Annotated in this window: 24 protein-coding genes, 1 other RNA gene and 1 riboswitch; of the genes, 19 read left to right on the forward strand and 6 right to left on the reverse strand. The window is 40.8% G+C overall.

From position 1 onward, the window contains the following. Window positions 1-13 precede the first annotated feature (13 nt). Together nth and MHH23_RS10905 are read left to right on the forward strand one after the other, a co-directional pair. Window positions 14-676 (forward strand): endonuclease III, encoded by a 663-nt coding sequence (nth, locus tag MHH23_RS10900; RefSeq protein WP_008344602.1) that lies wholly within the window; start codon window positions 14-16, stop codon window positions 674-676. After that, entirely contained in the window at window positions 673-1,182 is a 510-nt protein-coding gene (locus MHH23_RS10905; RefSeq protein ID WP_251185260.1) for a YpoC family protein, read from the forward strand. Before nth ends, MHH23_RS10905 begins: the two co-directional genes overlap by 4 nt. A 35-nt stretch (window positions 1,183-1,217) precedes the next feature. Here the strand turns inward: MHH23_RS10905 and MHH23_RS10910 are convergent, their stop codons facing one another. Together MHH23_RS10910 and recU are read right to left on the reverse strand one after the other, a co-directional pair. Next, window positions 1,218-3,890, reverse strand: a complete 2,673-nt coding sequence (locus MHH23_RS10910; protein ID WP_035702944.1) for a PBP1A family penicillin-binding protein — start codon at window positions 3,888-3,890, stop codon at window positions 1,218-1,220. Window positions 3,891-3,909: 19 nt separating this feature from the next. Further along, window positions 3,910-4,545 (reverse strand): Holliday junction resolvase RecU, encoded by a 636-nt coding sequence (gene recU / locus MHH23_RS10915; protein ID WP_017359733.1) that lies wholly within the window; start codon window positions 4,543-4,545, stop codon window positions 3,910-3,912. A gap of 46 nt (window positions 4,546-4,591) precedes the next feature. Between recU and MHH23_RS10920 the strand changes: the two genes are divergently transcribed. Next, on the forward strand, window positions 4,592-5,548 hold the full coding sequence (locus tag MHH23_RS10920; protein ID WP_340959480.1) for a DUF2515 domain-containing protein: 957 nt from the start codon (window positions 4,592-4,594) through the stop codon (window positions 5,546-5,548). A gap of 23 nt (window positions 5,549-5,571) precedes the next feature. On the opposite strand, the gene sspM is transcribed toward MHH23_RS10920, so the two are convergent. Continuing rightward, the gene (gene sspM, locus MHH23_RS10925; protein WP_017359731.1) at window positions 5,572-5,676 is read right to left on the reverse strand and encodes an acid-soluble spore protein SspM; all 105 of its coding nucleotides are present in this window, start codon (window positions 5,674-5,676) and stop codon (window positions 5,572-5,574) included. Window positions 5,677-5,872: 196 nt separating this feature from the next. On the opposite strand from sspM, the gene MHH23_RS10930 reads away from it, so the two are divergent. The 3 genes from MHH23_RS10930 (at window position 5,873) to MHH23_RS10940 (ending at window position 7,087) form a co-directional block, all read left to right on the forward strand. Continuing rightward, entirely contained in the window at window positions 5,873-6,106 is a 234-nt protein-coding gene (locus MHH23_RS10930; protein ID WP_224558417.1) for a DUF5446 family protein, read from the forward strand. 49 nt (window positions 6,107-6,155) lie between these two features. Next, window positions 6,156-6,536, forward strand: coding sequence for a YppE family protein (locus tag MHH23_RS10935; RefSeq protein WP_340959481.1), 381 nt, complete (start codon window positions 6,156-6,158; stop codon window positions 6,534-6,536). Window positions 6,537-6,643: 107 nt separating this feature from the next. Beyond that, complete coding sequence (locus MHH23_RS10940) at window positions 6,644-7,087, forward strand: YppG family protein (RefSeq protein ID WP_206113935.1); 444 nt, start codon at window positions 6,644-6,646, stop codon at window positions 7,085-7,087. Between the two features lie 21 nt (window positions 7,088-7,108). Here the strand turns inward: MHH23_RS10940 and MHH23_RS10945 are convergent, their stop codons facing one another. Further along, entirely contained in the window at window positions 7,109-7,528 is a 420-nt protein-coding gene (locus tag MHH23_RS10945; protein ID WP_007500867.1) for an Hsp20/alpha crystallin family protein, read from the reverse strand. A 168-nt stretch (window positions 7,529-7,696) separates the two neighbouring features. Here MHH23_RS10945 and MHH23_RS10950 point away from each other — a divergent pair, with 168 nt between their 5' ends. Beyond that, window positions 7,697-8,203 carry a PTS sugar transporter subunit IIA gene (locus tag MHH23_RS10950; RefSeq protein WP_340959484.1) on the forward strand — a complete coding sequence of 169 codons (507 nt, stop codon included), beginning with the start codon at window positions 7,697-7,699 and terminating at the stop codon, window positions 8,201-8,203. 48 nt (window positions 8,204-8,251) lie between these two features. On the opposite strand, the gene MHH23_RS10955 is transcribed toward MHH23_RS10950, so the two are convergent. Beyond that, window positions 8,252-9,370 carry an NADH-dependent flavin oxidoreductase gene (locus tag MHH23_RS10955; RefSeq protein ID WP_340960142.1) on the reverse strand — a complete coding sequence of 373 codons (1,119 nt, stop codon included), beginning with the start codon at window positions 9,368-9,370 and terminating at the stop codon, window positions 8,252-8,254. Between the two features lie 160 nt (window positions 9,371-9,530). Here MHH23_RS10955 and MHH23_RS10960 point away from each other — a divergent pair, with 160 nt between their 5' ends. The 12 genes from MHH23_RS10960 (at window position 9,531) to pbuX (ending at window position 22,483) form a co-directional block, all read left to right on the forward strand. Further along, entirely contained in the window at window positions 9,531-11,777 is a 2,247-nt protein-coding gene (locus tag MHH23_RS10960) for a DEAD/DEAH box helicase (protein ID WP_340959485.1), read from the forward strand. Window positions 11,778-11,800: 23 nt separating this feature from the next. Further along, window positions 11,801-13,048 carry a ribonuclease H-like domain-containing protein gene (locus tag MHH23_RS10965; RefSeq protein WP_340959486.1) on the forward strand — a complete coding sequence of 416 codons (1,248 nt, stop codon included), beginning with the start codon at window positions 11,801-11,803 and terminating at the stop codon, window positions 13,046-13,048. Window positions 13,049-13,362: 314 nt separating this feature from the next. Then, on the forward strand, window positions 13,363-13,599 hold the full coding sequence (cotD, locus tag MHH23_RS10970; protein ID WP_072368252.1) for a spore coat protein CotD: 237 nt from the start codon (window positions 13,363-13,365) through the stop codon (window positions 13,597-13,599). Window positions 13,600-13,648: 49 nt separating this feature from the next. Then, entirely contained in the window at window positions 13,649-14,191 is a 543-nt protein-coding gene (locus MHH23_RS10975; protein WP_202394241.1) for a DUF1273 domain-containing protein, read from the forward strand. Between the two features lie 75 nt (window positions 14,192-14,266). Then, window positions 14,267-14,572 carry a cell division regulator GpsB gene (gpsB, locus tag MHH23_RS10980; RefSeq protein WP_008344631.1) on the forward strand — a complete coding sequence of 102 codons (306 nt, stop codon included), beginning with the start codon at window positions 14,267-14,269 and terminating at the stop codon, window positions 14,570-14,572. 60 nt (window positions 14,573-14,632) lie between these two features. After that, window positions 14,633-15,014, forward strand: an RNA gene (gene rnpB / locus MHH23_RS10985) — RNase P RNA component class B. Between the two features lie 108 nt (window positions 15,015-15,122). After that, window positions 15,123-16,277 carry a THUMP domain-containing class I SAM-dependent RNA methyltransferase gene (locus MHH23_RS10990; RefSeq protein WP_039165648.1) on the forward strand — a complete coding sequence of 385 codons (1,155 nt, stop codon included), beginning with the start codon at window positions 15,123-15,125 and terminating at the stop codon, window positions 16,275-16,277. A gap of 105 nt (window positions 16,278-16,382) precedes the next feature. Continuing rightward, window positions 16,383-16,580, forward strand: a complete 198-nt coding sequence (locus MHH23_RS10995; protein ID WP_017359721.1) for a hypothetical protein — start codon at window positions 16,383-16,385, stop codon at window positions 16,578-16,580. 75 nt (window positions 16,581-16,655) lie between these two features. Further along, window positions 16,656-18,593 carry an ATP-dependent DNA helicase gene (locus tag MHH23_RS11000; RefSeq protein ID WP_039165643.1) on the forward strand — a complete coding sequence of 646 codons (1,938 nt, stop codon included), beginning with the start codon at window positions 16,656-16,658 and terminating at the stop codon, window positions 18,591-18,593. Between the two features lie 127 nt (window positions 18,594-18,720). Continuing rightward, complete coding sequence (locus tag MHH23_RS11005; RefSeq protein ID WP_024718539.1) at window positions 18,721-20,226, forward strand: carboxypeptidase M32; 1,506 nt, start codon at window positions 18,721-18,723, stop codon at window positions 20,224-20,226. Between the two features lie 138 nt (window positions 20,227-20,364). Further along, a riboswitch (purine riboswitch) is annotated at window positions 20,365-20,464 on the forward strand. A 118-nt stretch (window positions 20,465-20,582) separates the two neighbouring features. Beyond that, window positions 20,583-21,167 carry a xanthine phosphoribosyltransferase gene (gene xpt / locus MHH23_RS11010; RefSeq protein WP_008346333.1) on the forward strand — a complete coding sequence of 195 codons (585 nt, stop codon included), beginning with the start codon at window positions 20,583-20,585 and terminating at the stop codon, window positions 21,165-21,167. After that, window positions 21,164-22,483, forward strand: a complete 1,320-nt coding sequence (pbuX, locus tag MHH23_RS11015) for a xanthine permease PbuX (protein WP_327871816.1) — start codon at window positions 21,164-21,166, stop codon at window positions 22,481-22,483. Before xpt ends, pbuX begins: the two co-directional genes overlap by 4 nt. 64 nt (window positions 22,484-22,547) lie before the next feature. On the opposite strand, the gene MHH23_RS11020 is transcribed toward pbuX, so the two are convergent. Beyond that, on the reverse strand, window positions 22,548-23,402 hold the full coding sequence (locus MHH23_RS11020; protein WP_327855406.1) for a polysaccharide deacetylase family protein: 855 nt from the start codon (window positions 23,400-23,402) through the stop codon (window positions 22,548-22,550). Between the last annotated feature and the right edge of the window lie 244 nt (window positions 23,403-23,646).

Below are 23,646 nucleotides of genomic sequence, written 5' to 3' on the forward strand. Positions count from 1 at the left end.
TAAAGGAGAAGGCATGTTATCAAAAAAACAAATCAATGAATGTTTAGATATTATAGGAGATATGTTTCCAGAGGCTGAGTGTGAGCTTGTTCATTCCAATCCATTTGAACTAGTGATTGCTGTCGCACTCTCAGCGCAATGTACAGATGTTCTAGTGAACAAAGTGACCAAACATCTATTTCAAAAATATAAAACACCAGAAGACTATTTAAGTGTGCCGCTTGAAGAGTTGCAGCAGGATATTCGTTCGATCGGTCTTTATCGTAATAAGGCAAAAAACATTCAAAAATTAAGCCAAATGCTGATTGAAGATTATGGCGGTGAAGTGCCAAGAGATCGAGATGAGCTAATCAAGCTCCCAGGGGTTGGACGGAAAACAGCAAATGTCGTTGTGTCTGTCGCTTTTGGAATTCCCGCCATTGCAGTAGATACACATGTCGAGCGTGTCAGCAAACGACTTGGGATTTGCCGCTGGAAGGATTCTGTTCTTGAGGTAGAGCAAACCTTAATGAAGAAGGTGCCAAAAGAGGATTGGTCCGTGACCCATCATCGTCTTATCTTTTTCGGCAGATATCACTGTAAGGCGCAGCGGCCACAGTGTGAATCTTGTCCACTTCTTGATATGTGCAGAGAAGGGCAGAAGAGGCTGAAAAAAGGGCTGGTGAAGCTGGCATGAGCGGAGCAGCTGTTTTCACCTCATATGTCGAAAAGCTAAAAGAGAAAAAGGTAGAGATAAGCGGCGAAAAAAAGGATATATTAAGAATCAATCCACTCGCATTTGATCTATCTTCAGAACCTTTACTAGATGAGCAACCGTGGCAGAAAACGGAAGAATTTGTTCCTTTGATGTTTGATCTGTGGAATGAATTAAAAGACAACATGCTTCCTCGCTTTCAAACGAGAAAATCTCGGTGTGAAGAGGATGATATGCTGCAAGGCATTGTCAGTATGATTGCAATGTTTTACTGGATCAAAGGAGAGAAGCTTCAAACCTTTGATTGGGAGGAAATCAAACAACAGACGTTTCCAGTAGCCCCCATTAACTGGACAGAACGATTAGAGTTTATTTTACTTAAACCTACTCAATATCATTGCTTTATTCAATTGGACGAGTTATACACAGAGCTCAAAAAGCAGTATGGAAAATACGAAGCACTCAGAAAGTTAAAACAAAATCGTTAAAAAAGCACTTGCCACATAGGGCAAGTGCTTTTTTGTTATTCGTCTTCTTTGCGAGAAGTAGAATTTGACTGAGTATTTGAGCTTTGAGAATTGGCTTTCTCGTCGTCTTTCTTTTTATCTTTATTGGCATCGCTCTGTGAGTTGCTGTTTCCATTTGTACTGTCTGAGCCATCACCATTTTCGGTATTTCCGCCTTGATCTTTTTTATCATCAGGCTTCTGCTCATCAGTGCCACCTTGGTTTTGATTATCATCTGTTTGATCTGTCTGCTCATCATCAGGTTGCTGTGGCTCTTCTTCTTCTTTGTTCTCATCATCTGCTTTTTCTTCCTCTTCTTCGTCATCTTTAATGGTGAGGAAGGTAGAAGCAGCTTTACTTGTGACATCGTCTACAGTCGCTGTCACTTGGAATTTATAGGTGGATCCTGGCTTCACATCAGAGATGACGGCTTCTTTAGAAGAGCTGTTTTGAATGTCTTTATAGCCTCCATCATCGACCGCTTGCTTCACATTAAATGTTGCATCTGCATCGTCATCATAACCCCAAGTGAGTGTAATCGATTTTTTCTCTTCATCATACACCGCTTTTAAGTCAGATGGTTTGTCAGCTTCTTTCTTTTCATATGTGTCAGAAACTTTTGTTGGGACAGTTCCTTTGACGAAGTATTCCGTTGTCTTCTTATCACTTGGTGTGTTTGGTCCAGCTAACTTCGCTGGATCTGATCCTTTTTCAACCGTTGCTTCAACGACACTGTCTGGCTTTTCAAATGAGCCGCTTCCATCATCAATTTGAGAAATTAATTTCTGGAAGACAACTTTGGCAACACGTTGTTCATAATCCGTGAGCCACATTTTGCCGTCTGCATCTTTTGAGTTGCCGATTCCGGTCCACACAGCTGCTGTGTATTGCGGCGTGTAACCGACAAACCATGAATCTTTCGCCCCGCCAGAAGGGATGTTGTATTTATTAATATCATCTTGTGTAAAGTTGGTTGTACCTGTTTTACCAGCTACTTGAACATTCGGTACTTGTGCGAGTGTACCTGTTCCAGATTGTACAGCAGTTTTCAGCATATCTGTGATCATAAATGCAGTGTAATCACTCATGGCTGCTTTAGAGTCTGGCGTTAAGTCAAGCTTCGTCCCGTCATTAAATTCAACAGACGTTACGGCATGCGGTTCATTATAGTATCCGTTGTTACCGAATGCACTAAATGCACCAGCCATTTTAAGAGATGAGACACCTTCGTCAAATCCGCCGATTGAGTAAGACTCAGGAATGTCAGAAGGTAAGTCCAAACCTAAGTTATTGGCGAATTGAACAGCATTATCTGTACCAGCTTCTTGGAAAGCTTTTAAAGCAGGGATGTTTCGTGATTGTGCCAAAGCACTTCTCATCGACATTTTCCCTAAGTGTCTTCTGTCAAAGTTGTTAATTGGTGTACCGTTAGAGTACGTATAAGGCGCATCATCAATTTGCTGATATGTTGACCATTTTTTGTTTTCAATTACAGGGCCGTAATCTAAAATTGGTTTAATTGTAGATCCCGGCTGGCGTTTTGCATCAGTGGCATAGTTAAAGCCGCCGGCTGGCACATCACGACCACCACCAATGGCACGAATTTCGCCATTTTTTGTATCCAGCAGGGTGACTCCAGCTTGCATACCTTTCGTAAATCCGGCTGAATCCCCATTGATGATGTCATCCAGATGATCCTGAGCTTTTCGATCAAGAGAAGTATAGATTTTTAATCCATCTGTTGATACATCTACTTTGGCTTTTTTCTGTACTTCTTCCATGACTTCTTCAATATAAGCAGAGTACTTACTTGAGTTTTGACTCTTATATTTATCAGCTGAAACAACTGTTTTGCTGACAGGTGTTGCTTTTGCTTCCTCATACTCTTTCTCTGAAATATAGCCTTGTTTTTTCATTAGGCCTAAAACGATATTACGGCGTTTTTCCGCTGCCTCTGGATGTTTCACTGGGTTATAGGCAGATGGACTTTGCGGCATACCTGCAAGTGTGGCAGCCTGTGCAACAGTTAGTTTATTTAAATCTGTCACTCCGAAAAATTGTTCAGCCGCTTTCCCAACACCATAAGCATAAGGAGAGAAGAAAATACGGTTTAAATACATTTCTAAAATTTCATCTTTAGAGTATTTTTGCTCAAGTTGAATCGAGAGCCATACTTCCTGTACTTTACGTTTTAACGTCTTTTGATTGTTAAGCAGGGAGTTCTTCACAACCTGCTGTGTAATCGTACTTCCACCTTCTGCTCCAAAACCGTCCTCGACGTTTGCGACAAGAGCACCGCCAATACGGATAGGATCAATCCCGTGGTGTTTATAAAAACGTGCATCTTCAGTTGCAATAAACGCGTCTTTTACCACGTCGGGTATATCTTTAATCGAGACATACGTTCTTTTTTCCGCCCCGACTTCTGCAAAGACTTTTTTGTCTTTATCGTAAAGTTTTGAAGAATACGGCGTTTTTAGCTTGCTATCATCAATAGAAGGAGCGCTTGATGCAAAAACGGCAAAAGTTGTGATTCCGGCTACTAAACAAAGAAGACCGATCACGAGTAAAGATAAAAATATTTTTTTAAATAGACCTGCTTTCTTTTTGCCTTTTTTGTTCTTTTGCTTCTTATTGTTTTCTTGACTTGCTTTACGTCGCTGTTCACGACTTGTAAATTGATCAGACATCACATCTCAACCTTTCGTGTTAAACCTTTTTCGAACGTAAATGTTGCTTGCTGTCATCCGAAAAATGAAGTGTCTCCACTACTTTAATATAATCAATTCTTGGCGAATATCCAAGTGTCATGAGGTGACCTGCTTCCATTAATTCATCTTTGCTAATGGATTTACGGCCGTTTTGCTGCTGCCGCTCCCAAAAGAAGAAGAGGTCAGTAGCGGACAAATAATAAACGGAACCAAATGCGGATATAATAACAAAACAAATACCGCCTTGCTTTTCAACCTGTTTCATATGCTCAATTTGATGGTCGTGGAAATTTTTGAGCGGAAACGAGGTGGTGCTTTTGGTTTCCTTTGCTTCAAAATCGATATAACGCCCTTTGTATACCCCGTTGTAGTCTGTTGTGGAGGATTGTTTAAAATAGGCTTCTTTAATGACAGCAGCGCTTCTTTTTGGATAATCCACATTGACAATTTGAACAGGGGTAGGCTTTTTATGAATGACTGCGATCCCGTTGACCAAATAGTACTGGTTCGTTTCATTTAAGTCAGCTTCAAGCGTCATCCCGCGGTTACTATAAGATGATTCGCCGCTGATTCTTTTTTTTGTCCCAATTTGTTGAATGGGCTGATACGATTTTCCGTTAGGATACCGAATCATCAAGTTTCAGCCTCCTTTTAATGCATTTTGTATTGGAGAGATCACCATGTTGTCACAACAAGAGCACATGATTACCCAGCATATTTTACATGAGACGAAAGCGAAAAATAAGGACAACCTGACAAGGACAAACGCGTACAAGCGCTTTTATGACCGTCATCCAGAGATGAAATGGTCTCTGCTTGCTTCTTTTGTCTCCAGAAATGCTGGATGGTCGATGACAGATTTAAAAGGCGAGCTCTTCCATCCGGGTTTAACGGATCAGCAAGGGCATCTGTTCTTTACAGCATATGAAAGAGCGAATTGGCTGATCTTTTCAGATGCTTACCCGCAGCTTCTCTTGTATGAATGGTCAAAAAGGTGCCGCAAACCTTTATTTCATCTGCTGCCCCATTTCAGTGTGTCTCGTTTTATGAGCGCTGAGTGGGAACGATTTTGGCAAACGCGTGACATAGAGCGACTGCTGCATGCACTCATCATAAATGAACAATATACTATACAATCTCCTATTATACAAAATCCTCTCCTGAAAAAGAATGTTTTTCACTCGATTCAATATCTTTTCAGCGAGTGGGCACATTTTCAAACCGTCGTTTTTCCGACAGTAGACGGGCATTTGTACGGGTTAACCATACGAAAGTTTTCCCAAGTAAAAGAGCGCATTACGTTAGGGAAAAAACTAGCAAAACTATTGTTTCGAGCCGATTTGTTTTCGGATTTTTATCATTTTTTGCATACCGTGCCGCATACGGGATCTCGATTTGATTTTGAACCGTTTTTAGGGATTGCGCGAAGGTCAAGCCCTTTCCTCAGAACGGTGTATCCAGTCATGACACATTCATTAGACGATCAAAGGGAAGATTGGTTTCAAAAGAAATTGAGTCCATCCTTGTTTGAAGCAGAGCGTTTACCAAAACAAATTGAGCTGACCGACTGGTATTTTCATAAAAAAAGGCAGCTTCGTTTTCTTTTCTCATTAGAACACTATTTTTTGCATAAATAAAAAGCAGGGGGTACCTGCTTTTTTTACGTGGATGGACGGTTAGGGCCACCGAGCTTTTTATCAAGCTGATCTGTACTGTTTTCTTTCCCTTTTGTTTTTTGCTCTTTTGGTGCTTGCTGCTTTTTCATGACATCTACCTCCTTTGTCCTTAGAATTTACACAATCGGACGCGATCATACAAAGAAGGACAAGCACGTGTCGAAATGGAAGAAATTGCGCTTATCTTCACTTAGATTGGCGATTTAGTTCTAGTTTTGTCATGTATGAAGGAGGGAGCAAAAGAAAAGAGAATGTAACGAGAGATGATAAAGGAGGAATCTGATGATGAGCGAATTTGTATCAAAAGAATCCATTATGCAGTTGTTAGAGGAAATTGAGCGAAAGATTGATGCGGTGGAAGAAGAACTGTCTTTAGCTGTCAAAAAAACAAAAAACGCTGCCGTAGAGGAGCAAGAACAAATCATTGACCGTCTTGAATCTGAAGTGAAGGAATGTGAATTGAAAATTCATGCAGCAGAGTATAAGCTGCAGGCAAGACCCGCATATCACGCCGGATAGCTTTTCTATTTGAGCAATAAGTAAACGTTTGATAGGATGGTTCATAGAGGTGAACACTTTGGATAATCAAACATTACTTAAACATACACAAGAGTTGATCACGTGGATCGAAGAAGCATACGAGCAGTACCTAAAGGGAAAGGCAGAAGAGGAATACCCAGTTTGTGATTTTTACAACGATATTCAACCGGCCGTTGTCAAATTTGATCAGCAAATGGAAGAGTGGCTTACTGCTGCTACCTCATTTATTCATCAGGCCAAACCTAGATACTTACATCAAGAACAGCTTGAAGCCGTCCAAGAAAATGGAAAAGAGGTTGTGCTGCAATCTTATTTTGGCAAACAGCATGCACCTCGTGTGAAAAATTTAGTTGAGTCAGTGATTTATACACTGAACCTTTTAATAGAAGAAATCAACAAACGCAGCTGATAAACAGCCTGCGTTTTTCTTATGTCTGCTGTAGGCACATCTTCTGCTTCCTGAACATAATATATCATTGACTTCAATATGTTTTCAGAGCGAGAGGAGCGAGATACATGTTCCCTTATTCAAACCAGCCATCTTATGAAATGAATCAATTTCAGCAACGGCCTTTTCCGTATCCAGATATGCAGCAGCCTCCAGAATATTTCATGCCCCCATATCAAGGTGAAATGAACCAGCCGCCGTCTGCAGGTTATCAGCCGCCTTTTGGATATCAGGAAAACTTCCAGCCTTATCAGCCGCAGCCTGAAGCAATGAATCAGCCGCAAATGCAGCCGCCGGGCATGATGCCTATGCAGCAGCCTATGAATCCTTATCCTTTGCCAAGGCCGCAAAAACAGCAATCATCTCAATTTAAAAGTGTGCTGTCACAATTTAAAAAAACGAATGGGCAATACGATTTTAATAAAATGTTTGATACTGCTGGACAAATGATGAGTACAATGAATCAAGTGGGCTCATTGGCGAAAGGATTTACTAGTATTTTTAAAGCATAGCAAAACCCAATAGATATACATCTATTGGGTTGTTTGTTTTGGCGCAGTCACACGAAGTGATTGATCTTTCCAAACGCTCTTCATATTGGTTTCATCTATTTTTGCAGGCATTAAAATGGTTTTGGTAAAGCTCGAATAGGAGGAAGTCGTGTCTGTTTTGATTTTTTCCTGTACCGATAAGTGTAAATATTGCGCTTTCACTTCTAGTGCGATATCACCTTCGACAAAATGGTCTGGAAATCGAATCTCAATATATACATATTGATCATCTTCTGTCACATCAGTTGTAATGGATGCAAGTGAATGGCTTGTGGTCATCAGCGCCTCTGCACTATTTAAAATGTCGTGAAACGGCGATGATGCAAAAAATTGTTCAATTGCTTCATATAGAATGTCTTCATTTGCTAACAACTCGTGTTTCTTTTCACTTTCATGTTTCATTTGAATCACCTCTCATCTACAGCCTATGCAAAAGGGGCTCAGGCGGTTATCAATTGATGAGAGGAAAAAATTATGATTAAATAGTGTTGAATGAAGCAAGGTGTATGGGCGTGAAAGTTTATACGCTGAATAGATCTAGAAGCAAAGCTTGAAGGGAGCAAATGAACATTGCTGAAAAAATTATTCGGTTTCGGAAAAAACCAAGATGATGTAAAGGAAGAAGTCATTTATTCTCCAGTTGATGGAGAGTTAATGGATATGACCGATGTACCAGATCCCGTTTTTTCTCAAAAGATGATGGGAGACGGCGTAGCTGTAAAACCAAAAAACGGAACCATTGTGTCGCCAGTAGATGGTGAAGTTATTCAACTCTTCCATACAAAACATGCAATTGGGATTCGAACACTCTCGGGGCTTGAGCTTCTGATTCATATCGGACTTGAAACGGTTGGATTAAATGGTGAAGGCTTTGAAGCACACATAAAAGAAGGGTATAAAGTGAAAGCAGGTGATCCTCTCATTACATGTGATTTAGCGCTGATTGAAGAAAAAGCGGCAAGCACAGTGACACCAATTGTCATCATGAATGGTGATTTAGTAGAACATCTTGACAAAGAACCTAAGGGCTCTGTAGAAAAGCAGACGTCCAAGCTTTTTACAGTGAAAATGAAATAATCCAAAAAAACTACCCTGAGTTGATAGGGTAGTTTTTTATTGAGGAGATTAATCCTCCATTGGAACCCAGCCTTTACTTGCTTCCATGACAGTCCATAAACCCTCTGGAATCATGTACTTGTCTTTTTGACTGCGTTTAATGACGGTCTCAATCTCGTTTTCTCTGCCTTCTTTAATCTTTACTGCCCAATCGGGATCAACAATGACTTCTCTTGCAACAGCGATGAGTGGAATCCCTTGATTGTATGCATTCAGTGCATCCTCAGCTGTAATGACGCTGCCGACGCCGATGAGTGGAAGCGTGTCACCACAGCGCTCTTTTAATAACTCCATCCGCGTCTTACTTGTATCAGCACCACGTCTTGCCTTAGCGTCAATCTCCATTAAAGAAATATGCAAGTAATCAAGGTTTTTCGTCTTAAGTACGTCCACTAAAGTAAATGTTTCTGTCATGGTTAAACCAGGTGTTTCTGGTTCTTCAGGTGATAATCGATACCCAAAGATAAATGGTTTTGTTACATGCTCTTTGATTGCTTCTTTCACCGCATCTACAACTGCAATTGGAAATGCGAGACGTTTTTCTTCGCTTCCGCCCCATTGATCTGTACGCTGATTACTATGCGGGGAGTAGAATTGCTGTAATAAATATCCGTTCGCTCCATGGATTTCGATCCCATCAAATCCTGCTTGGATTGCGCGCCTTGCTGCTTCTTTAAATGAGTCGATGATGTGAGGAATTTCTTCTTCTGTCAAAGCTCTCGCAATTTGTTTTCCATCTTTAAATACATCACTTGGCGCAACGACATCACCGTTTGGGACTAAATGAGGGAGAGCCTGAGTGCCGCCATGATGAATTTGCATAATGGCTTTTGTTCCTTTCGCTTGAATCGCAGAAGCAAGCTTTTGAAGGCCAGGTATATCTTCATCCCTTGCAATAGAAGGCTGTCCTTCAAACGCCTTACCATCTGGCGTCACGTTTGCACATGCGGTGATGACCATGCCCATTTCGCTTGATCTAGCGGTAATAAAATCAATTTCTTCCTTTGAGATCGTGCCATCCTCATGAGAACCGAAGTGTGTCATTGGTGCAACGACTAAACGGCCATCAATAGAGGCACCCCCTGGGAATGTAAAAGGTTCAAATAAAGGCTTAAATTCGTTTTTCAATCTGATCATCTTCTTCCTTGATAAAATCATTTCACTATAGAAGTGTAATAGATATTGTTACAACACATCAAAATATTTGCTCACAAGCGGTGCATCAAAAAATTGCCGCCTAGTCATGCAAACAAATATTCGGTACACTAGAATGAGAGGTGGATACCAGATGAAGAAAAAAACAATGAACGAACTCATAGAAGAATTAAAAAAAGACGAACAGGTCGAGCATTGGCATGAAATTGAAGCGAAGCCTGCACTGACTTCTTCAATTCCTGAAAGAGTAAATGACAGGCTCAAAGTGGCGCTTGAAAAAAGAGGTGTGAGCGAACTGTACATTCATCAAAAGGAAGCCTTTGAACGTGTGATGGATGGTGAGAATGTGGTGACTGTGACACCTACAGCTTCAGGTAAAACGCTTTGCTACAATCTGCCAGTTCTTCAGTCGATCGCAGAAGATCAGACAAGCCGCTCCCTCTATTTATTTCCAACAAAAGCACTTGCGCAAGATCAAAAAAGTGAATTAAACGAAATCATTCATGAGATGGATGTTCCAATTCACAGTGAAACCTATGACGGGGACACCTCCCCAGCGATTCGCCAGCGCGTCAGACAGGCAGGACATATTGTCATCACAAATCCAGATATGCTGCACTCAGCGATTTTGCCTCATCATACGAAATGGGTCAGTTTATTTGAGAACTTAAAGTATATTGTCATTGATGAACTTCATACATACCGAGGCGTGTTTGGCAGTCATGTCGCCAATGTCATTCGAAGACTAAAGCGAATTTGTGCATTTTACGGAAGTGACCCGACCTTTATTTGTACATCAGCGACCATTGCGAATCCGAAAGAGCTTGCAGAGCAGCTGACCGGAAGCAAGGTGCATCTCATTGAACGAAACGGAGCACCTAGCGGTAAAAAGAATTTTGTCTTTTACAACCCGCCAGTCGTCAATAAGCCATTAAATATTAGACAAAGTGCGGCCACTGTTGTGAATCAGCTCGCTAAAACATTTTTAAAAGAAAAAATTCAAACGATTGTTTTTGCTAGAAGTAGGGTAAGAGTTGAAGTCATCTTAAGTCATATTCAAGAACTAGTGAAAAAAGAAATTGGTCCTAAATCGATCCGTGGTTATCGCGGGGGCTATTTGCCGAAAGAGCGGCGCATGATTGAAAAAGGCTTAAGGGAAGGAGACATTCTCGGTGTTGTCAGCACAAACGCACTAGAATTAGGAGTAGATATTGGACAGCTAAAAGTCTGTATCATGACCGGATATCCTGGCAGTGTAGCGAGTACGTGGCAGCAGGCAGGACGAGCTGGAAGGCGTCATGAGGAAGCACTCATTATCATGGTCGCAAGCTCATCGCCACTTGACCAATATATTGTTAGACACCCTGAATACTTCTTTAACAGACCACCTGAATCGGCAAGAATCAATCCTGAGAACCTTATCATCCTAGTCGATCATCTAAAATGTGCGTCCTACGAGCTACCGTTTCGAGAAGATGAACAGTTTGGCGGTATGGAAGTAGAAGAAATCTTGCAATACTTACATGAAGAAGGGGTTCTCCATTTCAGCGGGAACCGTTATTATTGGTCAGATCAATCGTTCCCGGCTCATGGCATCAGTCTGAGATCTGCAAGTCAGGAAAATGTCGTCATTGTCGATCAATCCGATGTAGCGAATGTTCGAATTATTGGGGAGATGGATCGATTCAGTGCGATGACTTTACTTCATGATGAAGCGATTTATTTACATGAAGGGGTTCAGTATCAAGTGGAAAAGCTAGATTATGAGCATCTTAAGGCTTATGTGAAACAAGTCGATGTAGAATATTATACAGATGCGAATTTAGCAGTTCAGCTCAAGGTGCTTGAAATTGATCAAACAACAGAGAAAGAGGCGGTATCTGTTCACTACGGTGATGTGACCGTCAATGCAATGCCGACTATTTTCAAAAAAATTCGATTATCAACCGGTGAAAATATCGGTTCCGGCCCGATTCACTTACCTGAAGAAGAGATTCATACGAGTGCTGCTTGGTTTGAATTACATGAAGCAGAGCGGACATTTGAAGAAAAAACACTTGAACAGCTCTTGCTCGGTATTGCCAATGTTCTTCAACATATTGTTCCGGCGTTTGTCATGTGTGACCGTTCAGACATTCATGTCATTTCTCAAATAAAGGCAGCCCATACCGGGAAACCGACCGTATTTTTATATGATCATTACCCAGGTGGAATCGGTTTAAGTAAAGAGGTCCAGGCTCGCTTTGATGAAATTGCCCGTGCAGCCACTCAGCTCATTGAGCGATGCAGCTGCGAGAACGGCTGTCCATCTTGTATTGGCATGGAAATGAAAGAGATCGATGGAAAAAGCAGTATCATTCAATTGATGGCAGGATTTTAAGGGAAGGGGGAAAAGACGTACTCATGTCATTAAAAGGAAAATTAAACAGAATGAAAAAACACCTGTCGCACAATCAGTCAGATGAAAAGCGTGGGGCAGTAAAAGAAGGACAAACGCCCACTGTGACGGCTGAAACCATTCCATTTCTAAAAGAGTGGGGGGAATTAGGTGCAGCTCCTTACTACTTTGAAGACTCTTTCTGCCTCATTCGGGAAGTGACCTATCCACTTGACCATCAGCATGGGCGATATTCATTTGCAGAACTGCCGGAGATGGTGAGTGCATGGAACAAAAGTGAGATTCAGCATTCTCTTTCTGCAAAAGGCTACAAGCCTCACGAGCTATTTTTCTTCGATACAGAAACAACAGGACTATCTGGCGGAACGGGAAATATGATTTTTCTGCTTGGGCATGCGAGAGTTTATTCAGATAAAGTGGTGGTAAAACAACATCTGCTCACGAATCCAGGAAATGAAGCGGCACTTTACAAAAGCTTTCTTAGTGAGGTGGATGTCGAATCACTAGTGACATATAATGGAAAATCATTTGACTGGCCTCAAGTCAAAACGAGGCATACATTATTACGCGATCAAATACCTGCTCTACCTGAATTTGGTCATTTTGACCTTCTGCATGGGTCAAGGAGATTGTGGAAACATAAATATGAGCGTATGGCTCTTTCGGTTGTAGAAAAAGAAGAACTGCACGTCAATCGAGAGGGAGATACACCGGGGTTCCTCGCACCAATGATCTATTTTCACTTTTTAAAGGAACAAAACCCGAAACTGATTGAAGGAATTTTGACTCACAATGAACTTGATGTCTTATCGTTAATCAGTCTCTACATTCATTTGTCTAAAAAAATCTTATCCAAAGATGCGGTGAAGGAAGAAGATGAGAAATATGCATTAGCTAAGTGGCATCTTGCTCACCGTGATGTGCAGGAAGCAACAAAGCACCTGCAAGAATTAACGGGAGCAGCGTTTGAGCATGCGGATCAAGCAGCTTATGATCTATCATTACAGTACAAGCGATTAAAACAATGGGATGAAGCGGCATGCATATGGAGGCGTCTATTTGAATCAAGTGATGTTCATTTAAGATTAAAAGCGGGTGTAGAGCTAGCAAAGTATGAAGAACACCGTCAAAAAGACCCAAAAGCAGCCCTTTCCATTACCCAAACATTGTTATCACAATCGTCTTTAAGTGAACGAGACATTGTGGAACTTGACAAGCGAGAAAAGCGGCTCTTAAGAAAAGCTGGGCAATGAAATTATTGCCTGGGAAAGCGCAAAAAATGACAACGTTCGGCTCTCGGCCGAAAATAAAAATTGTTTAGCACTTTTATTGTAGAAAAGTCACGAATCCTGTAAAATAACGTTAGATATTGAATGAGGAGCGTAGAGCATGTATAAGGGTCTTTTCTACTTGTTTTTTCTTGTTGTCATATTGGTCGCGTTTGTGTTTTCAAACTATAAAGATGTTTTTCTTGCAAACTTTTAAAATAGGTTAATGCATTAGTACATGTACACCTCTTGATTCATACATTGTTAATGTAAGAAAATCAAGGAGAGGGGAATGCTACATGTACCATCATCATCATTGCAATCCAAATGTTACACAGCCAATTGTACATCCAACGAATCACTGCTGTACGCATAGTGAGTCAACTACAATTGTGCCGCACATCCACCCGCAGCATGTAACAAATGTTCATCACCAAAATTTCCAACATGTTCACTACTTCCCGCATACGTTTTCTCAGGTGGACCCGGCAACACATCAACACTTTAACTGCGGTGGACCTTGCTGTAACAGATAAAGTGAAATGGGACTTTTATAAGTCCCTTTTTTTAAAAGCAGGTGAAAAAATGAAAATTATTGCTGTCACAGGGTACAAGCCATTTGAGCTTGGGATCTTCAAACAAGACGAGCCTGCACTTCAATACATAAAAGCGGAACTTCGGAAAAGGCTGACGGCACTCATTGAAGACGGGCTGGAATGGGTGCTCATTTCAGGTCAGTTAGGGGCAGAAATATGGACAGCTGAAGTGGTCTTTGAGCTTCAAGAGGAGTTTCCAGATTTAAAACTTGCTGTCATTACACCATTTTATGAACAGGAAGAGCGCTGGAATGAACAAAATAAAGAGCTGTATGAAGGCGTTCTTGCACAAGCTGATTTTGTAGAAAGTGTCACGCATAGACCGTATGAAAGTCCGGCACAATTTAAACAAAAGAACCGCTTTTTTATTGAAAAAACGGACGGCCTTCTCGTCTTATATGATCCCGAGCACGAAGGCTCGCCAAAATATATGATCAAAGAAGCTGAAACCTATACCGACTACCCAATTATGTATATCACAATGGATGATTTAAGAGCACAGGTTGAGGCGGAAGATCCGTTTTTTGACTAAAAGCAAGAGAAAATTTGACAACGTCACGTATTTCTGAAAAAATATACTATGAATTCACGATATGAGGTGAAAAAGATGCTTGCTGATAAAGTAAAGCTTTCTGCGAAAGAAATTTTAGAAAAAGAATTTAAAACAGGTGTCCGAGGGTATAAACAAGAAGAAGTCGATAAATTTCTAGATATGGTCATTAAAGACTATGAGACATTCCATCAAGAAATTGAAAAACTCCAACAAGAAAACCTTCACTTGTCAAAACAACTTGAAGAAGCGGTTGAGCAAGGGAAAAGACAGCCTGCACAGTCCAATACAACAAACTTTGATATTTTAAAAAGACTATCTAATCTTGAGAAACACGTTTTCGGCAGCAAACTTTATGATTGAGTAATACCAAAAAAGCTTGTGTCAGATGACATTGTCGTTTATAATAACGCATGTTGATTAACGTTCGGGTAATCGCTGTAATGCTTTGACATTGCAGAGGAAAGTCCATGCTCGCACGGTGCTGAGATGCCCGTAGTGTTCGTGCCTGGCGAAAAAATAAGCCAGGGCAGCCTGGGAAAGGCTGACGGCAGGAAAAATGCCTACGTCCTTTTAGGATATGGCAAAGTATCCTTGAAAGTGCCACAGTGACGAAGTCTCACTAGAAATGGTGAGAGTGGAACGCGGTAAACCCCTCGAGCGAGAAACCCAAACTTGGTAGGGGAACTTTCTCAAAGGAACCAAACGGAGAGAAGGACAGAGAATTCTGTAGATAGATGATTACCACCTGAGTACGAGGCTTTTGCCGTTTGCAGTACGATGGAACAAAACATGGCTTACAGAACGTTATATCCGTTATCATAAACATGATGAAATCAAAGCTCTCCTATTTCTACATATGGAGAGCTTTTATCTTGATTAAGAAAAGAACGAGAAAACAGGTGATAAACAAATGAAAACCTATACACTCATCGCAACAGCGCCAATGGGAATTGAAGCGATTGTTGCAAAAGAAGTAAGAGACCTCGGGTATGAGTGCACCGTAGATAACGGAAAAGTTATTTTTCAAGGAGATGCGCTTGCCATCTGCCGTGCGAATCTATGGCTGCGTACAGCAGACCGAATCAAGGTCCAAGTTGCTGAATTTTCGGCTAGAACATTTGATGAGCTTTTTGAGCAGACTAAAGCCATTGACTGGGCCGCGTTTTTACCGAAAAATAGCACATTTCCCGTTATTGGTAAATCTGTTAAATCTCAGCTTGCCAGTGTGCCGGATTGTCAGCGCATCGTCAAAAAGGCTATCGCGCAAAAACTTAGATCATCTTACAACATACAGTCTGAATGGCTAGAAGAGACGGGCCCTGAATACAAAATTGAGGTAGCGCTTTTAAAAGATAAAGTATTGCTGACGCTTGATACGTCTGGTGTGGGTCTTCATAAACGTGGATACCGTGCAGATCAAGGAGGCGCGCCGATTAAAGAAACCCTTGCAGCGGCGCTTGTCTTATTAACGAACTGGACACCTGACCGTCCGTTTGTCGATCCTTTTTGCGGATCAGGAACAATTGCTATTGAAGCAGCGATGATTGGACAAAACATTGCCCCTGGATTTAACCGTGAGTTCGCATCTGAATCATGGGAATGGATCGGTGAGGACGTTTGGAACAAAGCACGCCTTGAAGTAGAAGAAAAGGCGAACTATGATCAGCCGCTTCACATTATCGCGAGCGATATTGATCATCGTATGGTAGAGATTGCGAAACTGAACGCAGAAGAAGCTGGTCTTAGTGAACTGATTCAATTTAAGCAAATGCAAGTGAAAGACTTTCAAACAAAAGATGAGTATGGTGTGATTGTCGGAAATCCGCCTTACGGTGAACGTCTGAGCGATAAGCCAGCTGTGGAAAAAATGTATCAAGGCATGGGCGAAGCATTGAAAAACCTAGATACGTGGTCCATTTACATTTTAACGTCACATGAAAAATTCGAAGAGTGTTTCGGAAGAAAAGCGACGAAAAAGAGAAAACTGTTTAATGGATTTATTAAAACAGACTATTATCAATACTGGGGAAAACGCCGGCCTAGGAAGCAAACAACTGAATCGTAACAAATGTCCACACCACGAGAAGGTGTGGATTTTTTATGCTAAAAAGGTATAAGTCTTCACGGGACGGAATAAACTGAACTTGATTTTAAAAAAAGAGGTGTCTTCATGATTCATTATGATCAATTTCAGTTAATTCAAAAAGCACTCGCTTCAACAGCCCGAGAAATAGAAGGGATTGAAACAGGACAATCTGCTAAACTTACGGCAGCCATCGAGAACTTAGCAATGGCTCAAAACTACATAGACCATTCAGAGCACGCATTTTTAATGAAGGAAAGCTACCAGCATCGCCTGCGCTCTTAAAAAAAGATTGTCATACCCCAGCATAAATGTTACTATTGAATGTCTGAATGATTCAAAAGTTGGGGGTTGAAGCAGGTGACAGCATCTCGTTTGCCTTTTTCATTAACAAAAGAACATAATTTTTACGAAGAACTGGGCAACTGGATTGGTGATGTGTTTTATGACATTTTGCCAGAAAAGGGCTTTGATCTTCGAGATGAACAAATATTCATGGCTTTTCAGTTAGAAAGGGCCTTTAAAGAAAAAAGTGTGATGTTTGCCGAAGCTGGGGTAGGCACAGGCAAAACAATCGTTTATCTTTTATTTGCGGTCACATATGCAAGATATACAGGGAAACCTGCGATCATTGCATGTGCAGACGAAACGTTAATTGAACAGCTGGTCAAACAAGAAGGTGATATCTATAAAATTGCCAATCACCTTGATATTCAAATAGATGCGAGATTAAGTAAATCGCATGATCAATATTTATGCTTAAAGAAACTAGAGAAAACGATGCAACGTGAAGATGATGAGAAGTGGCTCGACATTTATGAATCGCTTCCTTCATTTGTTCATGAATCTCATGGGATGCAGACATTTTATCCGTATGGTGATCGAAAAGAGTATCCAGAATTAACAAATGATGAGTGGTCAAGAATTGGTTATGACTCTTTTCAGGACTGCTTAACGTGCGACATGCGGCACCGCTGTGGTTTGAATTTATCAAGAGACCATTACCGAAAAGCAACAGACCTCATCATTTGTTCTCATGACTTTTACATGGAGCATGTATGGACAAAGGAGTCACGTAAACGTGAAGGACAGCTGCCGCTCCTTCCTGAGCATAGCTCTGTTGTATTTGATGAAGGGCATCTTCTTGAGTTTGCAGCACAAAAAGCGCTAACATACCGAGTGAAACAATCAACACTTGAGACGTTTTTGGAGCGTCTTTTGCAAAATGATATTCGTGAAGAGTTTGCAGAGCTTGTTGAAGATGCACTTGCAACAAACGATCAGTTCTTTTATCTCTTAAAAACGAATGCCAAAGAAATCAAAGGATCACACCGTCTTGAAATTGGTCGTGTAGATGAGGTAAAGCGTTCAGCAAGTGAATTATGTGATTTGCTTGAGAAGATTGGAGAAGCGCTCGTATTTGAATCAGAGATGTACACAATTGATCAATACGAATTGTCTGTTGTGGAAGAGTACATTGAACAGATGGCGTATTCTTTGTCGCTTTATCAGAAAAATGCCATTAGCTGGCTGGAGAAGCAGGAATTAGATACCACCTTTGTCGTCATGCCAAAAACGGTAGCAGAAGTTCTCGGTGAAAAGGTATTTTCGCAAAAAATCCCTTATATTTTCTCATCTGCTACGTTGTCTGAAAATCAATCATTTGATTATTTAGCTGAAAGCCTTGGGATCAAAGATTATTTATCCATGAGTGTGGCTTCGCCGTATGATTATGAGGAGCAAATGCAAATGCATTTCCACGGAATTCAGCAGCCAATGACAGAGTCAGCTGTAAAAGGTCAGCACGTGCTGTCTCAAGTAAAAGAAAATGGCGGTCGATCTCTTATTTTATTCCCTTCATTTGATGAACTGCATGTATTTAGAAAGCAGCTCGATGCATCAAATGAATCACTGCCTTTCCATGTGTATTTTGAAGGAGACGAGGAGATCAGTACCATTGTTCAAAAGTTCCAAGCGGATGAAACATCTGTGTTATGTTCCGTTCACTTGTGGGAAGGGCTGGATATTCCAGGACAGTCTCTAACAAATGTGGTCATTTGGGGACTTCCATATCCACCGCATGACCCAGTATTTGAAGCAAAACGGAATGAAGCGAAAGATGCATTTACTGAAGTGGATCTTCCGTACATGTTGCTTCGTCTAAGGCAGGGCATTGGTAGACTGATTCGGACAAGCCAAGATGCTGGCAGCATTCATATTTACTTTGGCAGTCAGAAAGATATTGAGCTGCAAAGTAAAATTGAATCCGTTCTTCCAGTAAGGCCAGTGATCTCTTAATGATAGAAAACCATTCAATAAGAGGAGGATACGATCAGCGTATCCTCCTTTTTCATTGACAAAAGAACATTTATTGAAGTAGCCTTGAAACGTACATACATATTTTAATGATTGGGGGAACGAACGCATGAGTCTTGAATCAAAAGAGAAAGCGTTTTATCAATTACTAGGAAAAATCGCCCATTATACAGAGGCGCTTCATTTACTTTATTGGGACTCTCGAACACAAGCACCTAAAAAAAGCGCTGATTTCAGAGCAGAAACCATCGGTCAATTATCCAGCGATATCTTTAATATGAAGACTTCTGATGAAATGAGAGATCTTCTTGATGCATTAAATAAAGAGAAAGAAAAGCTGTCAAAAGACACGCAGAAGGCACTTGAATTATCGCAAAAAGAATATGATGAAAACAGTAAAATTCCAAAAGAAGAATTTAAAGAATACTCCATTCTTCAATCAAAAGCTGAACATGTTTGGGTAGAAGCAAGGGAGAAATCAGATTTTTCACTCTTTGCACCCTATTTAAAACAGCTGATTGATTTTAACAAGCGTTTCATTCAGTACTGGGGCGTGAAAAAAACACCATATGATGTGCTGCTCAATAATTACGAGCCGGATATGACGGTTGAACAACTCGATCAAAAATTCGGTGCACTTCGAGACGCCATCGTTCCTCTCGTGAAAAAAATTGAAGCTTCGCCAAATAAACCGGATACTTCGTTTTTATCGAAAAGCTTCCCGATCGACAAACAAAAAGAGCTGAGTCTCTTTTTCTTAAAAGAGTTAGGGTATGACTTTGACGCAGGACGACTTGATACAACGGTTCATCCATTTGCTGTGACATTAAGCAGAGGGGATGTACGTGTGACGACGCGTTATGATGAGCACGATTTTCGCATGGCGATCTTTGGCACCATTCACGAATGCGGCCATGCCATTTATGAACAAAATATTGATGAGGCGCTGAGCGGAACGCTCTTATGTGACGGGACATCAATGGGTATTCATGAATCACAGTCTCTTTTCTTTGAGAACTTTATCGGCAGACATGAAGATTTCTGGAAAACGTATTATCAAAAGCTGCAAGAGGCATCTCCTGAACAATTTAAAGATGTCACTTTAGAAGAATTTGTGCATGCGGTGAATGAATCGAAGCCGACTTACATTCGAATTGAAGCAGATGAACTCACGTATCCACTTCACATTATTATTCGCTATGAAATTGAAAAAGCCATTTTCAATGAAGAAGTAGCAGTTGAAGATCTGCCAGCGTTATGGAATGAAAAATATAAAGCATATCTTGGCATTACGCCGCCTAACGATGCGCTTGGTATTTTGCAGGATGTTCACTGGTCTGATGGTAGTTTTGGTTATTTCCCTTCATATGCACTTGGTTATATGTATGCGGCGCAATTAAAGCAGCAAATGATCAAAGATTTACCGAATTTTGATGAACTGATTCAAAATGGGTCTTTTGCACCGATAAAAGAATGGCTAACTGAACATGTCCACAAGCATGGGAAACGGAAAAAGCCATCTGAGATCATTCAAGACGCAACTGGTGAAGAATTAAATGTTCAATACTTAATTGATTATTTAACAGATAAGTACACGAAACTATATTTATCATAAATGAAAGGCACCCTTTGATCAGAAGGGTGCTTTTTTGCTGGTTGAATATTCTAAAAACGAACGTTTAAAGCTTAATGATTATTTAAGTTCGGTATTTTTCTAGAAAAGTGCTTTCCAAGCGTCTGAAATCTTGTTATAATTTGAACACTATGAAACACTCATATAATCGCGTGATGAAGGCACGCAAGTTTCTACCGGACACCGATACCGTCCGACTATGAGTGAGCAAAATGAAACAGCTTTTGTATGAGCTGAAGATCCCGTGGATCGTTTTCGCATTGCTTGCTCCTTAATGGACAGCAATGCTTTTTTTATGCAAAAAAATGAAAGTTGCTAATATGCTGGGAGGAAGAATGATGGAATTGTTACGTCAAAAGATCGAGAACGAAGGAATCGTTCTGTCAAATCAAGTGCTAAAGGTAGATGCTTTTTTAAATCATCAAATTGACCCTGTGTTAATGCATGAGATCGGTCAAGAGTTTGCTAGATTATTTAAGCATGATGGAATTACTAAAATTATCACAATCGAATCTTCTGGTATTGCACCTGCTGTCATGGCTGGGCTTGCCCTTCATGTGCCAGTTGTTTTTGCCCGAAAGCGGCAATCACTGACTTTAACGGATAACCTTTTGACAGCAAGTGTGTATTCTTTTACCAAAAAAGTAGAAAGTACGATCGCTGTCTCTAACACGCACCTTAGTGAGGATGATTGTGTGTTAATCATCGACGACTTTTTAGCAAATGGAGAAGCCGCTAAGGGACTAGCTGCAATCGCAAAGCAAGCGAAAGCAAAAGTAGCTGGTTTTGGAATTGTTATCGAGAAATCATTCCAGCCTGGAAGAAAAGAGCTTGTGCAAATGGGCTATAGAGTCGAGTCACTCGCACGTATCGAATCGCTCGAGGAAGGAAAAGTCACGTTTGTACGCGAGGTACAATCATGAGTGCTGCTAAAAAAGCCAAAACCCTTTCGCTAGGGATACAGCATGTACTAGCGATGTATGCAGGTGCGGTTCTTGTCCCGCTCATTGTTGGAGATGCGCTTGGGCTCACGCCAGCCCAGCTGACGTACTTAATTTCGGCAGATATTTTCATGTGCGGTGCCGCCACACTGCTTCAAGTATGGAAAAACCGCTTTTTTGGCATCGGTTTGCCTGTTGTACTAGGCTGTACATTTACTGCGGTCTCTCCTATGATTGCGATTGGCTCTAAATATGGAATTTCATCTATATATGGAAGTATTATCGCCGCAGGATGTATTGTCATTGCTCTTTCATTTTTCTTTGGGAAGCTTGTGAAATTCTTCCCGCCCGTTGTCACAGGTTCCGTCGTCACGATCATTGGAATTACCTTAATTCCGGTAGCCATGAACAATATGGCAGGTGGTGAAGGAAGTGCAGACTATGGTTCTTTTGAGAATCTTGGACTTGCTTTTCTTGTATTGTTTATTATTGTCCTTCTCTATCGATTTACAAAGGGATTCATGAAAGCCATTGCCATCTTAATCGGCATTCTACTTGGGACAGCAGTTGCTGCTTTCTTAGGGAAGGTGGAGACGGCAGAAGTGGCGAATGCACAAGTTTTCCGCCTCATTGAGCCTTTTTACTTTGGGTTGCCTACTTTTGAATTTGCACCAATCATGACAATGACATTAGTTGCCATTGTGTCATTAGTCGAATCAACGGGTGTATACTTTGCGCTCGGAGATTTAACGAATCGTTCATTAAAAGAGAAGGATTTAGCAAAGGGATATCGTGCAGAGGGAATTGCCGTCTTATTAGGCGGTATCTTCAACGCTTTTCCATACACAGCCTACTCCCAAAACGTTGGATTGATCCAATTAACAGGTGTGAAGAAAAATCAGGTCATTGTGGTGACAGGGGTATTATTAATGGTATTTGGCCTTTTTCCTAAAATCGCGGCATTTACAACGATTATTCCAAAATCCGTTCTAGGCGGTGCGATGGTCGCCATGTTTGGCATGGTCATTGCGTATGGGATTAAAATGCTCTCACGCGTCGATTTTGCAAAACAGGAAAACTTACTCATTGTCGCATGCTCAGTTGGCATCGGGCTCGGAGTAACGGTGGTACCGCAAATGTTTGATCATTTGCCAGAATCGATTAAATTGTTAACAAGTAACGGAATTGTCGCCGGAAGCTTTACCGCTATTTTGCTTCATATTATTTATCACATGATTCCTTTTAAAAAAGAAACAGAGCAGGAGCTAATGGAAGAACCTAAGCAATCTGTTATGTGAACACTTCTCTTGGAGAGCTGAAAGCCCGCATCCTTTGGATACGGGCTTGTTGTGATTAGCGCTATTAATGTTGTACCGGCGGCATTGTTTCGTTAATGACTGCAAATGTATAGCCCCTTGCTTTTAGTTGTGTAATCAGGCTATCTAAATAGTTCGTGGTAGAGGGTTGATCATGCATTAAAATAACTTTTGGTTCCCATGGTTTATTTTTCTCAAACATTTGCAGTTGATTCAATACCTCTGGAACATATTGTGAGTTTTTATATCTCCAGTCAAGGCTATCAATCGTCCAATCCCAGTAAATAAAGCCATTTTGGTTTAAACGTACTTTTTGATCATATGTTAAATTTGGAACACTGCCATAAGGTGTTCTCACAAGACGGGTGTAAACGCCTGTAACAGAAGCAAGAATGAGCTGAGCTTCTCTCATTTCATTTGCGGGAGACTCACTGTTCTGATAAAAGCGGTTTATATCATGCGTCATGCCATGAAGCCCTAATTGATGTCCTTCTTGATAAAGTCTTTTCACCGCTGCTTGGTGAGCTTGGATTTGCGGTCCAAGCATGAAGAATGTCGCCTTCACTTGATGTGCTTTTAAGACATTTAACAGCTGATTTGATGTAGCAGAAGGGCCATCATCAAATGTTAAAAAGACCGTTTTATTCGTTGTCTGTTGGTTTGGATTGGTCCTAAATTGTTGATCCAATGTTCTTGTAGAATGATCTTTTGCATTCAGACTGATACTTGTGTCTCGGAAGTCACTGCTAGTAACAATTTTTGCTTGCCCATTTGTCGCCTGCAAATGGGGTTTAGACATATCCCAGATAAAAACGAGAAACAGTGTAAGAAGCACTAAACCAATTATCTTCGAGAGAAATATCGTGTTGTAGGGTGTCTGTTTTTTGGACACCTTTTTCATGACAATCACTCCAGTCAATTAAATTTTGTGCCGAATCATGTAGTAGATTCTGTCTTTTTTCACTGTTTTTCATGGTGTTCATATTGATTAAGTATACAGGAAAAAACCCCCTTTTCATATATAATCATCAAATAAATTAGCATTTTATGGTTATTTATTTGTGTTGATCAGAAAAAAGGTGATCCATTCATGTTTAAATGAAATAATTCTGAATAATGATCGAGACGTTGGTATTTATACGCTA

Origin of the sequence: Bacillus sp. FSL K6-3458 (assembly GCF_038005045.1) — a bacterium.
Taxonomy (GTDB): Bacteria; Bacillota; Bacilli; order Bacillales; family Bacillaceae; genus Bacillus; species Bacillus altitudinis.

Coding starts and splice junctions, on each gene's coding strand:
- nth (WP_008344602.1), top strand. CDS start 14: ATGTTATCAAAAAAACAAATCAATGAATGTTTAGATATTATAGGAGAT.
- MHH23_RS10905 (WP_251185260.1), top strand. CDS start 673: ATGAGCGGAGCAGCTGTTTTCACCTCATATGTCGAAAAGCTAAAAGAG.
- MHH23_RS10910 (WP_035702944.1), bottom strand. CDS start 3,890: ATGTCTGATCAATTTACAAGTCGTGAACAGCGACGTAAAGCAAGTCAA.
- recU (WP_017359733.1), bottom strand. CDS start 4,545: ATGATTCGGTATCCTAACGGAAAATCGTATCAGCCCATTCAACAAATT.
- MHH23_RS10920 (WP_340959480.1), top strand. CDS start 4,592: ATGTTGTCACAACAAGAGCACATGATTACCCAGCATATTTTACATGAG.
- sspM (WP_017359731.1), bottom strand. CDS start 5,676: ATGAAAAAGCAGCAAGCACCAAAAGAGCAAAAAACAAAAGGGAAAGAA.
- MHH23_RS10930 (WP_224558417.1), top strand. CDS start 5,873: ATGAGCGAATTTGTATCAAAAGAATCCATTATGCAGTTGTTAGAGGAA.
- MHH23_RS10940 (WP_206113935.1), top strand. CDS start 6,644: ATGTTCCCTTATTCAAACCAGCCATCTTATGAAATGAATCAATTTCAG.
- MHH23_RS10945 (WP_007500867.1), bottom strand. CDS start 7,528: ATGAAACATGAAAGTGAAAAGAAACACGAGTTGTTAGCAAATGAAGAC.
- MHH23_RS10960 (WP_340959485.1), top strand. CDS start 9,531: ATGAAGAAAAAAACAATGAACGAACTCATAGAAGAATTAAAAAAAGAC.
- MHH23_RS10965 (WP_340959486.1), top strand. CDS start 11,801: ATGTCATTAAAAGGAAAATTAAACAGAATGAAAAAACACCTGTCGCAC.
- cotD (WP_072368252.1), top strand. CDS start 13,363: ATGTACCATCATCATCATTGCAATCCAAATGTTACACAGCCAATTGTA.
- MHH23_RS10975 (WP_202394241.1), top strand. CDS start 13,649: ATGAAAATTATTGCTGTCACAGGGTACAAGCCATTTGAGCTTGGGATC.
- gpsB (WP_008344631.1), top strand. CDS start 14,267: ATGCTTGCTGATAAAGTAAAGCTTTCTGCGAAAGAAATTTTAGAAAAA.
- MHH23_RS10990 (WP_039165648.1), top strand. CDS start 15,123: ATGAAAACCTATACACTCATCGCAACAGCGCCAATGGGAATTGAAGCG.
- MHH23_RS10995 (WP_017359721.1), top strand. CDS start 16,383: ATGATTCATTATGATCAATTTCAGTTAATTCAAAAAGCACTCGCTTCA.
- MHH23_RS11005 (WP_024718539.1), top strand. CDS start 18,721: ATGAGTCTTGAATCAAAAGAGAAAGCGTTTTATCAATTACTAGGAAAA.
- xpt (WP_008346333.1), top strand. CDS start 20,583: ATGGAATTGTTACGTCAAAAGATCGAGAACGAAGGAATCGTTCTGTCA.
- pbuX (WP_327871816.1), top strand. CDS start 21,164: ATGAGTGCTGCTAAAAAAGCCAAAACCCTTTCGCTAGGGATACAGCAT.
- MHH23_RS11020 (WP_327855406.1), bottom strand. CDS start 23,402: ATGAAAAAGGTGTCCAAAAAACAGACACCCTACAACACGATATTTCTC.